Raw genomic sequence first — 17022 nt, 5'->3', positions numbered from 1 at the left:
TGATTGCTGATACCGGAGAATCGTTCCTACGGCGAGTCAGATATGCTATAATGTTGGAGACTTTCTAAAAGTAAAAATGAATACATCAAAAAATAAAGCTGACTGAAAGGGGCCTGTTTTTTAACATGACAGAAACCAAACCTACGTATTACATCACCACGCCAATTTACTACCCATCTGGGAAGCTACATATTGGTAATTCATATACCACCATTGCTTGTGACGCTTTAGCGCGTTACAAGCGTGAAACCGGCTACGACGTTTTCTTCTTAACCGGGACCGATGAACATGGTCTGAAGATTGAGGAAAAAGCTGAAAAGCTTGGGACGGATCCTAAGAGCTACGTTGACGAAATGGCTGCCGGCATCAAGAAACTTTGGAAGAAACTGGAAATTTCTAACGATAAGTTCATCCGGACAACCGACGATTACCATGAAAAGGCTGTCCAACAGATGTTCCAGCAGCTGCAGGACCAGGGCGATATTTACTTGGGCGAATATGAAGGCTGGTATTCCGTTGATGATGAAGAATACTTTACCGAAACGCAATTAGCCGAAGTCTACCGTGACGAAAACGGTAAGGTCATTGGCGGTAAAGCACCAAGTGGTCACGAAGTTGAACTAGTTAAGGAAGAATCTTACTTCTTTAAGATGGGTAAGTACGCTGATTGGCTGTTAGATTATTATCACAAACACCCAGATTTTATTCAGCCGTCAAACCGAATGAACGAAATGATCAATAACTTCATCAAACCAGGCTTGGAGGACTTAGCTGTTTCACGGACCACCTTTAACTGGGGGGTTCCGGTTAAGTCCAATCCTAAGCACGTGGTTTATGTTTGGCTGGACGCTTTGACCAACTATATTACCGCACTTGGTTATGATACTGACGATGACAGCCTGTTTAAAAAGTTCTGGCCAGCTGATGTTCACATGGTTGGTAAAGAAATCGTCCGGTTCCACACCATTTACTGGCCAATTATTCTCCACGCACTTGGCTTACCGTTGCCGAAGACGGTCTTTGGCCACAACTGGCTGCTGATGAAAGACGGTAAAATGTCTAAGTCTAAGGGTAATGTTATCTACCCAGAGACCTTAGTTGACCGTTACGGTTTGGACTCTGTTCGTTACTACCTCATTCGGGCGATGCCTTACGGAAACGATGGTACATTCACGCCAGAAGATTTCGTTGACCGTTTGAACTATGATTTAGCTAATGATTTAGGTAACTTATTGAACCGGACCGTGGCAATGATCAATAAGTATGAGAACGGTGTGATTCCGGCTTACGAAGCAGGCGTTACTCAGTTTGATGCTTCACTGGAAGAAACCGCTGAAACAACCATGACTAATTACCACAAACTGATGGATGATTTACATCTATCTGATGCTTTGGCTGAAGTCTGGAAGCTTATTGCGCGGACCAACAAGTATATTGATGAAACTGAGCCGTGGATCTTAGCTAAGAGTGAGGATGATGACAGTAAGCGCAAGCTGGCTGCTGTGATGGCACACTTGTCAGCTAGTTTGCGGGTGATTGCCTACTTCTTGAGTCCCGTAATGACCCATGCACCGAAGCAGATTCTGTCACAGTTAGGCTTGGAGTTTGACGATAGCGTTAACTTGAAGCAATTAACTATGGACAGTCTGCCTAAGAATAGCAAGGTCGTTGAAAAGGGGACACCAATCTTCCCTCGGCGTGATGCTGACGAAGAAGTTGCCTTTATTGCCGCTCAGATGACTAAGTCGGACAAGAAGAAGGGCCGCGCCGCCATGGAAGCCGCTAAAGAAGCAGCTAATTCAGGCGTTTGGAACCCAGAAAATACCGAACTGAAGTCTAACAAGAAAGAGATTCGTTTCGATGCTTTTGAAAAGATCGAACTAAAAGTTGCCGAGATTATTGACGTTCAAAAGGTTCAAGGTGCTGATAAGCTCCTGCAGTTCCGTTTGGATGCCGGTGATGCAGACGACCGGCAGATCTTATCTGGAATCGCTGAGTATTATCCAGAACCAAAGGATCTCATCGGTAAGAAGGTCATTATCGTGGCTAACTTGAAGCCACGCAAGATGCGTGGTCAGGTAAGTCAGGGAATGCTGCTGTCTTCTGAGGATTCAGAGGGCAAGGTACAACTTGTTACGGTGCCTGAAAACATCGAGAACGGGTCAACAGTCGAATAGTAACTGAACTTTCGCGTATGGCGAAAGGCGAAATCCGAATTTTCAGTCATTGAATATTCGGATTTTTGTTTCAAAACGGGAGAACGTATTAATGAAAATTTTTGATTCACACACCCATTTAAACAGTGAAGAGTTTATCAACGATGTGCCACGTTATCTGGCACGAGCAGCTGATTTGGACGTGGTTAAAATGACCATTGTTGGTTCGAATACCGAGCTCAACAAACAGGCAGTTCGGCTAGCTCACGAATATCCGCAATTGCACGCTGCGGTTGGTTGGCACCCAGAAGATTCAAAGTTTTATGATGCTGATAAGGAAAAAGTACTTGAGCAGCAGCTGGAAGAAGACCGGGTAGTTGCGCTGGGTGAAATTGGTCTGGATTACCATTGGGATAGTTCACCGCAGGATGTGCAGCGACGGGTCTTTAAACGGCAAATTGAAATTGCCAAGGATCATGGGCTGCCCATCGTGGTGCACAATCGAGACGCCTTTGAAGATACTTATAACATTATCAAGTCAGTGGGAATTCAGGACACTGGCGGCGTGATGCATAGTTTTAACGGTGATCCGGAATGGCTGAAGAAGTTTTTGGACTTGGGCATGATGATTTCGTATTCTGGCGTGGCGAGTTTTAAGAACGCCCATGAAGTACACGATTCTGTGCGGGCAACGCCGCTTGACCGGATGATGGTTGAAACGGATGCACCATATTTGACGCCAGAGCCGCACCGGGGCGAGCAAAACGAACCAGGCTTTACTCGTTATACCGTAGAAGCTATAGCCAAGGAACGCCGAACAACACCGGAAGAAATTGCCGCAGCAACGTGGCGGAACGCGCACCGATTTTTTAAGATTAAGGAGTCCTAGATTGAAAACCATCAAAGAAGTAATCGTGGTTGAGGGTAAAGACGATACTAAGCAGATTGCCAAAGCCGTTAACGCAGACACGATTGAAACCCGCGGATCCGCTGTACCAGAAGAGACACTGGATCTGATTGAGGAAGTTGCCAAAAAACGCGGGATCATTATTTTTACCGATCCAGATTTTTCGGGCGAAAAAATTCGGAAAATTGTTTCGGAAGTAGTGCCAAATGCAAAACACGCCTTTTTGCCTAAAGCCGAGGGCGTGCCCACTAAGGCAGGTGGTTCACTGGGTGTGGAACACGCTAGTCCAGAAGCTATTCGCGAAGCGTTAGCAAACGTGTATACTGAGGGTGATTCAACCGTTGAGCAGATCAGCCAGGCTGACTTGATCAAAGCCCGGTTAGTGGGCAGCCCAGAGGCTAAAGGCCGGCGTGAAGCGTTAGGCGAGCTATTGCGAATCGGGTACGTCAACGGCAAGCAGCTTAAAAAGCGATTACAAATGTTCCAGATCAGTCAGGAAACATTTTGGAACGCGATTAAACAGATTGACCAAGAGGAGGGTGAACGCCAATGAGCACACCGTTAATTGCTAGTCCAGCACGAACACAGGCGATTATTAACCGCTATGGTTTGAACGTTAAAAAGAGCCTTGGTCAAAACTTTTTGACCGATATTAATATTTTGGAACACATCGTTCAGGCAGCTGAACTTTCTGACAGTGATAACGTGATTGAAATCGGTCCAGGTATCGGTGGTTTGACAGAATTTCTGGCACAGAATAGTCATCATGTATTAGCTTTTGAAATTGACGAGCAGTTGGTGCCTATTTTGGGTGAGACCTTATCACAGTACGATAATATTACGATTCTTAACGAAGACATTTTAAAAGCTAACCTGCCGAAGGTGATCAAGGATAATTTTGATCCTGACCGACCGTTGAAATTAGTTGCTAATTTACCGTATTACATCACCACACCCATCTTGATGAATGTTCTGCAAAGTGGCATTAAGTTTGATTCAATTACCGTTATGATGCAGAAGGAAGTTGCGGATCGATTGGTTGCTGTTCCTGGGACTAAAGCTTATGGATCACTGTCTATTGCGGTGCAGTATCAGACGGATGCTCAAGTAGCTTTTACCGTTCCGCGGACTGCCTTTATTCCGCAGCCGAACGTGGATTCAGCAATTGTGACCATGAAGAAGCGTGAACCATTTGATCCCGCTCCGTTTGATGATAAGGCGTTTTCGAAGTTTGTTAAGGGCAGCTTTATGCATCGCCGGAAGAGTTTTTGGAATAATCTCTGTGCCATTTTCGGTAAAGACCAAGACGTGAAGGACCGAATCACCAACGTTTTGAACAAAGTGCGAATTTCACCGCAAATTAGGGCAGAAAAGCTGACGATTGAGCAGTTTATTGAACTGACCAATGCGTTGCACGAAGAGGGTTTGCTTTAAAACATTTTTGTTTAGTCCGTGAGTGGGTGCAATCAGTTCTCCGTTTTTGATAAGCCAGACAAGTGTCTGCTAAGTCCTATCATGAAAGGATTTTTATCTATTTTTTCATCACAAAATACTTGTTGTAAATAACTTGTTGTGGTATAATTTGACTTTTTTGTGAAACCATGATAAAATGTTTCACACAAGGGGTGAGGTCATGCCAACAAGTTTAGCAACTATTAAGGACCGGCTTTCAACACATATTGGCCAGGAACTTATGGTAGTCGCCCAGGCAGGGCGTAAAAAAACAACGGAACGGCACGGAATTCTTAAAGAGACATATCCGGCTGTCTTCGTTGTGGATCTGGACCAAGATGAAAATTCATTCGAACGCGTGTCATACAGTTATACGGATATCCTGACACAGAATATCCAAATTAATTTTGGTGACGGCGACGAGGATGACAACCAGTAAAAACGGGTCTTTAAGGCCTTTTTTTATTGCCTACATATTGAAACTTTTACTTGATCGGGATAAAGTTATCCGACCATTAATTTTGTGATATCATAATGTTGTGTACAAATTTCGAGCAGCCTGTTCTGCTGCGGATTGAGATATCAACAGGTGATAGGCCGTGAAAAACGGACGTACTAAGAATAATTCTAGGGGGATTTTTAAATGAAACATTTAGGGTTGATTTCAAGTGCCGTTGCAGGGACAGTGGCACTGTTTGGTTTTGCGGGCGTCGCCAACGCGGCATCATATACTCAAAACAGTAACGCAATTACACAATACTCTTCAGGCAGTCTGCGGTCGGTTAATAATAAAGCGACTGGTTACGTTAAAGCAGGGTCGTATTCGTTTGCTAAGAGTGATGGCAGTAACACGATTTCTAGTGTTGGCGGTAACCAAAAGTGGACATTAAAGACTGAATGTCAGTTGCCCCGGACTCATGCAGCCAAGGGGAGTGCCAAGTATGATATGACCAATCCGCAGTCAGCCGCTTATGATGGCGGCCACTACCTCTACGTCGTCTATCAACCCCACTACACAAAGGGCATGACCAACAAAGGCTTTGTTGCCCGTTATGACATGAACAAGCTCAAAGGAATGTCATTTGCCAAACAGCAATCTTTAATGGACGGTAAATCCGGCAGTTCAGCCGTTAAACTTGGTGGCATCTTTACTACTGGTCACGGTCAATCCTTAGCCTACGATAAGAAGCACAAGTCACTTTATATGTGGCGTGATACTACGTTAGGCGCTACTCGTACGTCAACACTTCAGCGGATCAGTACCTCTTCATTAACGCCTAACAAAGCCATTACTTTCCATATGTCTAACCATGGTGCCAACGTTCCCGGCGGTCACGATTTAACCTTTGACCACAGCGGCAATGCCTACTACTGGACTGTTTCTGGTTCAAAAGTCAAAGTATATAAGGGCACGATTGGTTCCAAAACAGTTCATTTCCGCCTGACCAAGCAGCTGTTTGACCACCGTCCCGGCACTCATGAACAAGCAATGGGTTATAACGGTCACAACGGTCGGCTATACTTGGTTGCTGATGATTCTATTACCAGTTTCCCAGCTAAGAAGCTGAATGGCAACGGGTCGTTAAAATCCAGCGACTTCAAGTATTCGAAGTTTAACTCGCACCGTGAATTTGAATCATTGAACTTTGATAACAGCGGTCATGGAATGTTATTGAGTAACCGGAACCCTGAAATTTTGCGGAGTACAACGGCTTATTAACAATTAACGATTAAATATCCTCATCGGAAGTTATTTCTGATGGGGATTTTTATACTTATATTTTTCCTGGCCTAATTAGGCGAAAGCGGGGGTCTGCTACAAAGCCAAGTTCGGGATTTATACCAGACGCCCGCTAGACTCCAGTCTCTTAACGCCCCTCTTTCACACCTTGTTCATTTCGAGTATAATGTCCCTAATAACAAAACTTAAGGGAGCAGTAACTATAAGTAAACGATTCATACTGAAGTGTAGGTGATCAAAATTTGATAGTAGTGGAAAAGGCAGCGGCCAAGGTTAACCTTGGCCTTGATACACCGTTTCGCCACGCTGACGGGCAGCCTGAGTGGGATATGGTGATGACATCCATTGACCTGGCAGACTACGTGGAAGTTCGTTCCACCGGTTCTAAGCAGATCGTTGTGTCCTCCAACTCGGGATTTTTACCCAATGATCAGCGTAACCTCGCGTTTCAAGCGGCGTCATTGCTTCAGCGCACGTTTAAAGTTAAACGTGGCGCCCATATTAAGATCCAAAAAAACATTCCGGTAGCAGCCGGATTAGGCGGTGGTTCGTCCGACGCTGCAGCGGTTTTACGTGCCTTAAATCAACTGTGGGAACTTAACCTGCCCATTGCTGAACTAGCTAAATTAAGTTTGAAGGTTGATTCGGACGTGCCGTATTGCGTTTACAGCAAAACCGCCCACGTCACCGGACTAGGCGAACAAGTTGAAGTGTTGCAGCCGGCGTTAAAACCAGTCTGGATCGTTTTAGCGAAGCCGAACGTGAGCGTGTCAACACCAAGTATTTTACGGCAGATCGACTATGATGTTCTGGCACACCCAGATATTCAAGGCATACTGGATGCTATTGAGGCTGGGAACCACCAAAAATTGGTGGCTAACATGGGCAATGCGTTAGAACCCATTTCCGTTCATCGATATCCAGAGATACAGCAGATCAAAGAACGGATGAGGGGTTATGGTGCGGAGACTGCAGTGATGAGCGGCACTGGTCCCACCGTGTTTTCAGTTTTCAATAAGCAGTCCCGGGCACAGCGGGTGTTCAACAGTATTCGCGGTTTCTGCCCTGAGGCTTATCTTGTCCGCTCACTATAAGGAGAGATCAATTTGTCTAAATGGCTTAAAATTTCAGCAGCGACGTTAGCAACGGGATTGACGGCTGCCGTGGCAGCTAGTGTGGCTGTATATCACAATCTGACACACATTAGTGATTCTGAAAAAGATAAGGGACACCATAAAGCGGTCTCGGAGAATACAGCAGCCGATAATGTTTGGTACCTTAAACAACCCATTCAGGAATGGCGGCAAACCACGCCGGATGGCCTGACATTGCGTGCAAGTTATATTCCGGCCGCGCAAACCAGTCAGCGAGTCGTGATTTTGGCGCATGGCATTAACCATGCTCGAGAACAAATGATCCCGTTAGCCCGGCTGTTTCATGACCATGGGTACAACGTTTTAATGCCTGACGCTCGGGCTCAGGGAGAAAGTGACGGTCACCGAATCGGCTTCGGCTGGCCGGATCGGAAAGACTATCTTGGTTGGATCAATAAAGTGATTGCTGAGTTAGGCGATGACGTTAAAATTGTTTTGATGGGTTTCAGTATGGGTGCTGCAACAGTACTGGCAACCGCTGGCGAACATCTGCCTCAAAACGTGAAAGCTGTGGTGGCTGACTCGGGATTTGCTTCAATCTACCAAATGGCTAAAACAACTTTACGTCGTGACTATCACTTACCTGCTAATCCAATCGTACCGATTGCAGACTGGCTAGCGCGCTTTCGAACCGGTTCTCGACTCAGTCAGGAGCGGGTGGACGAGCAGCTCAAACGGGCCATGGTACCCGTACTGATTATTCATGGCGAGGACGATCAAGTGGTGCCAGTTAAGCACGCAAAAGTTTTGTACGATGCTATCCAAGGACCTAAAGCATCATATATTGTGCCACACGCTAAACACATTCAAGCCTATGCCCATGATCCTCAGCATTATGAGCAAGTATTGTCCGACTTTTTGGCGCAATATCTTTAAAAGAGATTGACTTCTAAGTAGAAACCTTTACAATAAAATAGTAATTATTACTGTTTACAGTAAATTAGAAAAAGCACGTTACGTGCTTTTTTTATTGAGGAGAATGTATGACTGAATCGATATTACAACTAAAACATTTAGCCTTTGCTTTTCCCGATAAGCAAGTCCTAAAAGATTTGAATTACGATTTAAAACGTGGGGATTTTTTGAGTATTGTTGGTGAAAACGGAGTTGGTAAGACGACTTTAATGCGGTTGATCCTGCAAGAATTGAAGCCAACTAGTGGGACCCTGACCTTTCTACCCAGCAGACAAGCGGTACCGGTTGGATACGTGCCGCAGTTTCGTAACGTTGACGCGGAGTATCCGCTCAGCATTCAGGACTTTGTGGGTTTGAATTTTGCCAAAATCGGCTTGCCTTGGTTAACGGCTAAGGAGCGGCGAAGAGTCAACGAAATTCTAACGGAGACCAAGCTTTATGACATTCGAAAACGGCCGCTGGGTCAAGCTTCGGGTGGCGAAAAGCAAAAAGCATATTTAGCACAGGCACTACTGGATCGGCCCAGCCTGTTGATTTTGGATGAATCAACGGCCAGTCTGGATCCAATTGCTAAGACTGAACTGCTGGATCTGGTGAAGCAAATCAATAATCAGCAGCAGCTCACCGTCATTTTTGTGACGCATGATATCCCGCTGGCACGGCGATACGCGGATCACTACCTGTTTTTGAGCCCAGGGCAATACGAGGCGGGCGATATTTCCGATCTGACCAATGAGAAAGTAGGCGAGATGAATAATGCTTAGTTATCCCTTTATGCAAAACGCCTATATGGCTGGGACGTTAATTGCGATTATTTCTGGTATCATGGGTGTTTTTGTGATTGCTCGAAACATGTCTTTCCTAACGCATACCCTATCTGAAATCGGTTTTGCTGGTGCGGCCTTCGGAATTTTTATGGGTTGGCAGCCTTTAAACGGTATGCTTTTATTTACGACAATCAGTTCCATTGGTGTCGGTGAATTGGGAGCCAAGTCATCGAGGCGTGAAAATTCCATTACGGCCATTTCAGCCTTGGCGATTGGCTTAGGGATTCTGTTTCTCTCGTTAGCTGACAGCAATGCCAGTTACGCTACCGGTATTTTATTTGGGAGTGTGATTGGTATCAGCCGTGCCAACGTGGTCCAGATGATGATCTTGTCCGTTTCCGTACTAGTAGTGGTCATGGTGATTTACCGCTACCTGAAATTTGATTCGTTTGACCCGATTGGTGCTCAGGTAAAGGGCCTTTGGACCCGAACTTTATCGGTTATCTTTTTAGTTCTGTTAGCGTTTTCGGTCAGTGTTGCAGCGCAAATCGTTGGCTCATTGCTGATTTTTATTCTGCTGACCTTGCCAGCTGCGGCAGCGAAGTATTTTGCCCATACGGTAGGCATGATGATCAGTGTGGCCGTTGCATTTTCGTTGATCGGTGTCTGGCTGGGACTGTACCTCAGCTACGTGACTAATTGGCCGGTCAGTTTCTTTATTGCCGTTATTGAAGTGATTTTCTACTTCAGCGCACTAGTTTATCAGCGGATTCGCGCATAGTTTATAACAGTATTCAGGCACGGCGATTGACGTTGTGCCTGATTTTTGGCTGAATTGATAAGTCGATAAGAGTATCCGTATATCTGAACAGTTTTTGGCTAGGTAAAAGGAATAAACTTCAAAGAAATGTTAATAAAATCATGAGATTCATAGAATGAATCCCTTAAACCCGAACATTTATGCTAGAATAATAATATTAAATATGACGTTAAGTGACATGGAGGAAACCAAAGTGAAAGTAAGAAGAAGCGACCGGCTGATTGATATGACCCGGTATCTGTTAGAGCGGCCTCATCAATTAGTGTCGTTGACCTTTTTTTCGGAACGTTACGGGTCAGCCAAGTCTTCAATCAGTGAAGATCTGACGATTTTAAAGCGAACACTTAAAGCTCGGGGAACGGGTCTGTTAGAAACGGTTCCCGGTGCCGCTGGCGGAGCACGGTTTATTCCGTACATTCCTCAGCAAGAAGCTACTGAGTTCGTTGATAGCGTGATTGAATCGCTGTCAGAAGCTGATCGTTTCCTACCCGGCGGTTACGTGTACATGTCCGACTTACTGGGTCGGCCAAGCGTTTTGCGTCAAGTTGGCCGTTTGGTTGCCACCCAGTATTTAGAAGATGAGGTTGATACCGTTTTGACGGTGGCAACCAAGGGAATTCCGATTGCGCAGAGCATTTCGGATTACTTAAACGTGCCGTTTGTGATTGCCCGGCATGATTCACAGATTACTGAGGGTTCAACGGTTAGCGTGAACTACGTTTCGGGTTCAAGCAGCCGAATCGAAAAAATGGCACTGTCCAAGCGCAGTTTAGCGCCAGGTTCACGGGTATTAATCGTGGATGATTTCATGAAGGGCGGCGGAACCGTCGGCGGTATGCAATCCTTAGTCAAGGAATTTGACGCCAAAGTTGCCGGAGTTGCCGTGTTTGCGGAAGGCGCTTTTGCGGGTGAGCGAAAGGTGCCTAAATACACTTCATTACTTAAGATTCATGCCACTAATGATCACGTTGACGTCACAGCTGGTAATTTTGCAGAACAAATCTACACGCCAGAGCGATTGACGCAATTTTAAACGTAAGTGTTAGCGTTTCATGTAATAAATGATTGAATGACTAATAATGTTAAGGAGTTTGTCTAATGAGTACTAGAAATACGATTATTCTCGCTGCTGGTAAGGGAACACGAATGAAGTCGAAACTGTATAAAGTTTTACATCAAGTCTGTGGCCGTTCAATGGTTGACCACGTTTTGACTCAAGTGGAAAAGACTCATATGGATCAAATTGTGACGGTAGTCGGCTATGGTGCAGAACAGGTTGAAGAAACACTTGGAGATCGGACTAAGTACGTCCTGCAAAAGGAACAGCTTGGTACCGGCCACGCTGTTTTGCAGACTGAGCCGCTATTAAAGGATCAAGACGGAACAACCCTAGTGGTCAGTGGCGATACACCGTTATTTCGAGCAGAAACCTTCGAAAAATTATTTCAGTATCATGAAGCTAAAAAGGCGGTTGCTACAATCTTAACGTCTCAATCTCCTGATCCAACGGGTTACGGCCGAATCGTTCGTAACGATATCGGTATCGTTGAAAAAATTGTTGAGCAAAAGGATGCCACAAAGCAGGAACAAGAAATCAACGAGATTAACACCGGAGTCTATGTTTTTGATAACAAGGCACTGTTTGCAGCGCTGCACAAGACCTCTAATCATAATGCTCAGGGTGAGTATTACTTGACGGATGTAATCCAGATTTTGAAGGAGCAGGGCGATATTGTCGCAGCTTATCGGATGCCGTCCTTTGAAGAATCAATGGGGGTTAACGATCGCGTTGCGCTTTCTAAAGCAACCAAGGTCATGCAGCGTCGAATCAATGAATACCACATGAACAATGGTGTGACTTTAATTAATCCCGAAGACACGTACATCGATGTCGACATTAAAATTGGCTCTGATACCATCATTGAACCAGGTGTTCTTCTAAAGGGCAAGACGGTGATTGGTGAAAATTGTCATATTGGTGCGCACTCTGAGTTGCATGATACCGTTTTACATGATAATGTGACGGTGACATCTTCTTATCTAGAAGATTCCGAAATGGAAGATGGCAGCAATATTGGACCAATGAGTCATTTGCGTCCAGATTCACATATTGGGAAAAACGTTCATTTGGGTAATTTTGTTGAAGTTAAGAAAGCAACAATCGATGAAGGCACTAAGGTAGGCCACTTGACCTACGTTGGGAATGCCCACTTGGGCAAACGAATCAACGTTGGCTGCGGTGTAGTCTTTGTTAACTATGATGGTGCCCACAAGCACGAAACCACGGTTGGCGACGATGCCTTTATTGGCAGTAATTCTAACTTGATTGCACCATTGACGGTGGCTGATCATTCCTTTATCGCGGCAGGGTCAACGATTACCGATGGCGTGAACCAGTATGATATGGCCATTGCCCGTGCTCGGCAGACCAATAAGCCAGGGTATTTCAAAAAGCTACCTTATGACCCAGAAAAGTAATATACTGAACTTGTGAATTAGTGTAAAATGTATGTAGAATTAAGCCATTGGAGGATCCCATGTTAGAGAAATATAATGACCCAAAGTTGAAAATCTTTGCGTTAAATTCCAACAAACCACTTGCTCAGCGGATTGCTGACGAAGTTGGTGTTAGTCTTGGAAAAACATCAGTTGACCGTTTTAGTGACGGTGAGATCCGGATCAACATTGAAGAAAGCATTCGCGGCTGCCACGTGTTTGTCATTCAATCGACTTCCGCTCCTGTTAATGACAATTTGATGGAACTGTTGATTATGGTTGATGCGCTTCGCCGTGCCAGTGCAGCAACAATTAATGTGGTTATTCCATATTACGGTTACGCACGGCAAGATCGTAAGGCGCGGTCTCGTGAACCAATTACGGCTAAACTGGTTGCTAACATGCTTGAAAAAGCGGGTATTAGCCGTGTGGTTGCGCTGGATTTACATGCCGCACAGATTCAAGGATTCTTTGATGTGCCAGTAGATCATTTGATGGGTGCGCCACTGTTAGCTGATTACTTCATTAATCATGGTATTGATGAGAATGCTGTTGTGGTTTCTCCTGACCATGGTGGTGTTAGTCGTGCTCGGGCGCTAGCTGAATTTTTGAAGGCACCAATTGCCATCATTGATAAACGACGGCCAAGAGCCAATGTTGCTGAGATTATGAATATTATTGGTGATGTTAAAGGTAAGCGTGCTATCATGATCGATGATATGATCGACACGGCGGGGACCATAACATTGGGAGCACAGGCGTTGAAGGATGCGGGTGCAACGGATGTTTACGCTAGTGCGACTCATCCAGTTCTTTCCGGTCCAGCCATTGAACGAATTCAAAATTCAGCCATTAAGCAGTTGATCGTAACTGATTCAATTCAGTTACCAAAGGAAAAACAAATCGATAAAATTAAGCAGATTTCCGTGGGACCGCTGATTGGCGATGCCATCATCCGGATTCACGAGAATCGGCCAGTTAGTCCACTGTTCCATAATCGTTTCCACGGTGCAGAATAGTTGAACGTTGAACCGCAATCATCTTTTGATGATTGTGGTTTTTTATTTTGCTGGAGTCGCTAATCCCTTTTATCAGAAAGCGTAAAGTTTGTGAATGATTGTGTGAAATTGTACAATAAGATAAGTTTAAAAAATAGAGGTTAAGGAGTGGTCGTATTGACTGATCGTTTAAGGAATAAAGTTGCTATCATTACCGGTGGCGTTGCAGGTATTGGTTTGGGGATTGCCGAATGCTACATTGAAGAGGGTGCTAACGTGGTGCTCACTGCCAATCATAACGTTGAAGGCGGTAAAAAAGCCGTGGCAAAGTTTGGTGATGACCGGGCGTTATTTGTACAGCAAGACGTTTCTCAAGAGGCTGATTGGCAAAAGGTAATTGATGCGACTATCTCTAAGTTTGGGAAACTCGATATTCTGGTCAACAATGCTGGCGTTGGTGGAGATGGCAAGCCAATTGAAGATAAGCCGTTAGCTGACTGGCAGCAAGTGATTGATATTAACTTAACCGGTAACTTTCTTGGGATGAAAGCCGGCATTAACGCCATGAAGAAGACGAATAATGCTACCGGATCCATTATCAATGTTTCCTCTGTTGCTGGATTGGTTGGGTTGCCGATGGCACCTGATTATTCTGCCAGCAAGGGTGGTAGTCGGATGCTGACCCGCGCAGCAGCTTCATCTTTAGCACGTCGCGGCATCAAAATCCGGGTTAATTCGGTTCATCCCGGCTGGATCGATACGAATATTGTGCCGGAAGACGCCAAAGAACAAATTATTCAGACCATTCCCGCTGGGCACCTTGGTGAACCAAAGGACATTGGTGAAATTTGTGTCTACCTTGGCAGCGATGAATCTAAGTATGCTATCGGTGGTGAGTTTACGGTCGATGGCGGCGTGAGAGCTTAACGCGCCTAATAGTCTAACTCCAGAAAACAACACTATTTTGCGGTCGTTAATTTGGCTGAAAATAGTGTTGTTTTTATTTTGCATTAAATATTTTGAGTATTAATTAATTGAAGCTAATCAGATTTTAGCGGTAAAAGAAGACAGACTCTGATAAAATGTAACTGAGAATGAAGAAGAATCTGAAATAAAAGCGCATAATGGGCAAAGTTGCTAATCAGTTACCTAGGCGAAATCGAGGCACAATTATTAAATACAAATTAATAATTGACTTTTATCAATTGTAGTTTATAGTCGCCTTTACACTATGGAGGTACCAAGAATGCTAGAACTCAAACACTTAAAAAAGTACTATCACGTTGGTGATACCGTTACAAAAGCACTGGATGATGTTTCAGTGGCTTTTCGAAAGCAAGAATTTGTTGCAATTTTAGGCCCTAGCGGTTCGGGGAAAACAACGCTGTTAAATAATATTGGTGGCTTAGATGTTTATGATTCTGGCGACCTAATCATCAAAGGGAAGTCTACCAAGGAATTTAAGGCCTCAGATTGGGATGCATACCGAAATAATTCCGTTGGCTTTATTTTCCAAAGCTATAATTTAATTGGTCATTTAGGGATCATTGATAACGTTGAATTAGGGATGACACTTAGCGGTGTTCCCAGCTCAGAGAAAAAGGAACGCGCCATTACTGCGTTAAAGCGGGTCGGTTTGGAAGAACATATGTACAAAAAGACCAACCAGCTTTCGGGTGGACAAATGCAACGAGTAGCCATTGCCCGTGCGATTGCTAACGATCCAGAAATTCTGCTGTGTGATGAGCCAACGGGTGCCTTGGATACTGAAACCAGCCAGGAAATTATGCAGATCATCAAAGACCTGTCTAAGGAACGGCTGGTGATCATGGTTACTCATAATCCGGAATTAGCCGATCAGTACGCTGACCGTATTATCCGTTTTGCTGACGGAAAGATTCAGTCTGACTCCGATCCATATGACGAGCAGGAAGAAAACCAAACTTTCTCGTTGAAGAAAACCAAGATGACTTACTGGACTGCACTAAAGCTATCGTTTACGAATATCCGTACTAAAAAGGGACGAACCTTCTTAACAGCCTTTGCTTCTAGTATTGGAATTATTGGGATTGCCATTGTTTTGGCGCTATCAAACGGTTTTCAAAAGCAGATCGATAAAACTCAGTCAAATACGTTAGCACAATATCCGGTAACAATTTCGCAAATGGCATCGTCTCAAAACGGTGCTGATAGCAGTCAGAAGAAGGAACATTTTTCTAAGAATAAGGCGGTAACTGCTGAAACTAGCGAGGCGGATAAAGCGCAGCATACCAATAAGATCTCTCAAAAGTACGTTAACTACGTCAAAAAATTAAATCCTAAGTACAGTAAAAATATTGGCTACACCTACACCACAGGCATGAATTTGCTGCGTAATGTGAATGGTAAGGTCAAACCAGTTCAGTTCTCTAACCAGAATCAAAAGAACGCTAATGGTCCCGATATGTCCAGTATGATGGCCAGTTCAGTGGGGGTGGGTGTTTCCTCTTATCCCACCGATAATAATGGCAAAGTCAGTTTCCTGCATAAGCACTACAAAGTTATGGCTGGCGAATTTCCAAGCAAACCGACGGATGTCGTACTGGTGATCAATAAGGATAATTCAACCAACATCAACGGCTTAAAGAACCTAGGATTTAACGTTAAAAACGGCCAAAAAATCAACTTCAATAAAATCGTTGGTACCACCGTTAAAGCAGTTAATAATGATACTTATTATACGCAACGGATGGGCATGTATTTACCAAGCAACAATTACAAGTCAATGTACGATAATAGCAGCAATAAGACTCTCCGTGTTGCCGGCGTACTGCGAGTTAAATCAGCTAACGAGGAAAATATCCTCGCACCTGGTTTCGTCTACAGTGACCGCTTGACCAAGGAAATGGTTGATCAAAACGCTGATTCACACATCGTGAAGGCCCAAAAAGCTAGTTCACGTAACGTCCTAACAGGCCAAACTTTAACCGGCAGTACGGCTAAAAACCAGGTCATCAACGCTTTAGGCGGTTCGAAGGTGCCTGCAAGCATTATGATTTACCCGAATACTTTCCAAAACAAGGATAAAGTGCTGAGTTATCTGGATGGTTATAACAAGGGTAAGTCTAAAGCGGATAAGATTATTTATACTGATATGGCGGGGTCGGTTTCTAAACTGACAGGTGGTTTAATGAACGCCATTACCTACGTGCTGATTGCCTTTGCTGCAATTTCGCTGGTAACTAGTATGATCATGATCAGCATTATCACGTACACTTCAGTGCTTGAACGAACCAAGGAAATTGGGGTGCTGAAAGCCTTAGGTGCCCGTAAAAAGGATATTACCCGGGTCTTCGATGCTGAAACAGCTATTCTAGGTGTTGCTTCTGGTGTGATTGGTATCGTGATCGCCTGGTTAGCAACTTTCCCAATTAACGCGGTGATCAAGAACTTAACGAATCTCAACAACGTTGCCCAGCTTAGTTTGTGGGCTGCAGTGATTCTGATCATTATCAGTACGGTGCTGACCATCATTGGCGGGCACATCCCAGCGCGGATGGCTTCCAAGAAGGATGCAGCAACGGCCTTAAGAAGCGAATAAAAGAAAAATATGAAGAGCAGCCAGATGTCTAGTCAT

The 17022-nt window shown here is 44.5% G+C and carries 15 protein-coding genes; all 15 read left to right on the top strand.

Going from position 1 to position 17022, the window contains the following annotated elements:
- The first annotated feature begins 125 nt into the window (after positions 1 to 125).
- The 15 genes from metG to JUE95_RS10415 all read left to right on the top strand — a co-directional run bounded on the left by metG (position 126) and on the right by JUE95_RS10415 (position 16986).
- Entirely contained in the window at positions 126 to 2177 is a 2052-nt protein-coding gene (gene metG, locus JUE95_RS10485; RefSeq protein WP_203651379.1) for a methionine--tRNA ligase, read from the top strand.
- 91 nt (positions 2178 to 2268) lie between these two features.
- A complete protein-coding gene (locus JUE95_RS10480) occupies positions 2269 to 3045 on the top strand; it encodes a TatD family hydrolase (protein WP_203651378.1) in 777 nt (258 codons plus the stop codon).
- A gap of 1 nt (position 3046) precedes the next feature.
- Positions 3047 to 3616: a ribonuclease M5 gene (gene rnmV, locus JUE95_RS10475; protein WP_203651376.1), complete on the top strand. Its 570-nt coding sequence runs from the start codon at positions 3047 to 3049 to the stop codon at positions 3614 to 3616.
- Positions 3613 to 4497, top strand: a complete 885-nt coding sequence (rsmA, locus tag JUE95_RS10470) for a 16S rRNA (adenine(1518)-N(6)/adenine(1519)-N(6))-dimethyltransferase RsmA (RefSeq protein WP_203651368.1) — start codon at positions 3613 to 3615, stop codon at positions 4495 to 4497. Before rnmV ends, rsmA begins: the two co-directional genes overlap by 4 nt.
- 199 nt (positions 4498 to 4696) lie before the next feature.
- Positions 4697 to 4954 carry a Veg family protein gene (locus tag JUE95_RS10465; protein WP_098825855.1) on the top strand — a complete coding sequence of 86 codons (258 nt, stop codon included), beginning with the start codon at positions 4697 to 4699 and terminating at the stop codon, positions 4952 to 4954.
- Between the two features lie 204 nt (positions 4955 to 5158).
- Positions 5159 to 6235, top strand: coding sequence for a hypothetical protein (locus tag JUE95_RS10460; protein ID WP_203651367.1), 1077 nt, complete (start codon positions 5159 to 5161; stop codon positions 6233 to 6235).
- Positions 6236 to 6498: 263 nt separating this feature from the next.
- Positions 6499 to 7350, top strand: a complete 852-nt coding sequence (ispE, locus tag JUE95_RS10455; RefSeq protein WP_203651366.1) for a 4-(cytidine 5'-diphospho)-2-C-methyl-D-erythritol kinase — start codon at positions 6499 to 6501, stop codon at positions 7348 to 7350.
- Positions 7351 to 7362: 12 nt separating this feature from the next.
- Positions 7363 to 8286 (top strand): alpha/beta hydrolase, encoded by a 924-nt coding sequence (locus JUE95_RS10450; RefSeq protein WP_203651365.1) that lies wholly within the window; start codon positions 7363 to 7365, stop codon positions 8284 to 8286.
- 107 nt (positions 8287 to 8393) lie between these two features.
- Positions 8394 to 9089: a metal ABC transporter ATP-binding protein gene (locus JUE95_RS10445; RefSeq protein WP_203651364.1), complete on the top strand. Its 696-nt coding sequence runs from the start codon at positions 8394 to 8396 to the stop codon at positions 9087 to 9089.
- Positions 9082 to 9873, top strand: a complete 792-nt coding sequence (locus JUE95_RS10440) for a metal ABC transporter permease (protein WP_203651359.1) — start codon at positions 9082 to 9084, stop codon at positions 9871 to 9873. The genes JUE95_RS10445 and JUE95_RS10440 overlap by 8 nt, the downstream gene beginning before the upstream one ends.
- A 232-nt stretch (positions 9874 to 10105) precedes the next feature.
- Positions 10106 to 10945 (top strand): pur operon repressor, encoded by an 840-nt coding sequence (gene purR, locus JUE95_RS10435; protein ID WP_203651357.1) that lies wholly within the window; start codon positions 10106 to 10108, stop codon positions 10943 to 10945.
- Between the two features lie 65 nt (positions 10946 to 11010).
- Positions 11011 to 12390 carry a bifunctional UDP-N-acetylglucosamine diphosphorylase/glucosamine-1-phosphate N-acetyltransferase GlmU gene (glmU, locus tag JUE95_RS10430; RefSeq protein ID WP_203651356.1) on the top strand — a complete coding sequence of 460 codons (1380 nt, stop codon included), beginning with the start codon at positions 11011 to 11013 and terminating at the stop codon, positions 12388 to 12390.
- Positions 12391 to 12449: 59 nt separating this feature from the next.
- Complete coding sequence (locus JUE95_RS10425) at positions 12450 to 13427, top strand: ribose-phosphate diphosphokinase (protein WP_203651354.1); 978 nt, start codon at positions 12450 to 12452, stop codon at positions 13425 to 13427.
- Between the two features lie 156 nt (positions 13428 to 13583).
- The gene (locus tag JUE95_RS10420) at positions 13584 to 14333 is read left to right on the top strand and encodes a glucose 1-dehydrogenase (protein ID WP_203651352.1); all 750 of its coding nucleotides are present in this window, start codon (positions 13584 to 13586) and stop codon (positions 14331 to 14333) included.
- A gap of 319 nt (positions 14334 to 14652) precedes the next feature.
- Entirely contained in the window at positions 14653 to 16986 is a 2334-nt protein-coding gene (locus JUE95_RS10415) for an ABC transporter ATP-binding protein/permease (RefSeq protein WP_203651351.1), read from the top strand.
- Positions 16987 to 17022 lie beyond the last annotated feature (36 nt).

Source organism: Secundilactobacillus yichangensis (genome assembly GCF_016861565.1).
GTDB lineage: Bacteria > Bacillota > Bacilli > Lactobacillales > Lactobacillaceae > Secundilactobacillus > Secundilactobacillus yichangensis.
This window is presented reverse-complemented; position numbering and strand designations above follow the sequence as displayed.